The sequence below is a fragment of the Bradyrhizobium sp. 31Argb genome (assembly GCF_043638955.1).
Taxonomy (GTDB): domain Bacteria; phylum Pseudomonadota; class Alphaproteobacteria; order Rhizobiales; family Xanthobacteraceae; genus Bradyrhizobium.
On sequence record NZ_JBEGDB010000700.1, the window covers coordinates 1 to 559 of the forward strand.

At 58.9% G+C, this 559-nt stretch carries 1 protein-coding gene; it reads right to left on the reverse strand.

The genetic code is table 11. The annotated features are described in order from the left end of the window. A partial coding sequence (locus AAFX91_RS42345) for an AMP-binding protein (RefSeq protein WP_394570434.1) occupies positions 1 to 559 on the reverse strand: 559 nt, incomplete at both ends.

The following is a 559-nucleotide window of genomic DNA, read 5'->3' on the forward strand; positions in this document are numbered from 1 at the left end:
TCCCCCACCGCCCCGAACGGCACCGGCGCCCCATGACCGTCCAGCAGATACACCCGCGTGTTCGCAATCGGACGGCCGATCGTTTCAACGGCAACATCCCCCCTTCGTATGCAAATCCAGGTCGAGTAGGTCGTTGTCTCGGAAGGACCGTACAGATTACAGATCTTCTCGACGCCACTGCTCTCAAATGCCTTCGCGATGAGATCCGCCTTCAGCCGCTCTCCGGCCAAATTGATGACGCTTGTCGAAGCCGGTACTGCTTTCTGATCGAGCAGAGCGGCGATCGCCGAAGGGACGGTGTTGATTAAGGAGACATCCGAGGGCGTTTGCGCATTCTCGACAAGGTGCAGCCTGGTTCCTTGCGAGAGTGGAACGAAGCACTCGTAGATCGACAGATCAAAGCTGATCGAGGTGGCAAACAGCGTCCGGCTGATCTCTGATTCCGCAAACACGCCGCTGCTCCAATGCAGCAGGTTGACAGTGCTCCGATGCTCGACCATGACGCCCTTGGGCGTGCCTGTGGATCCCGAGGTGTAGATCACGTAGGCGAGATGGCGGG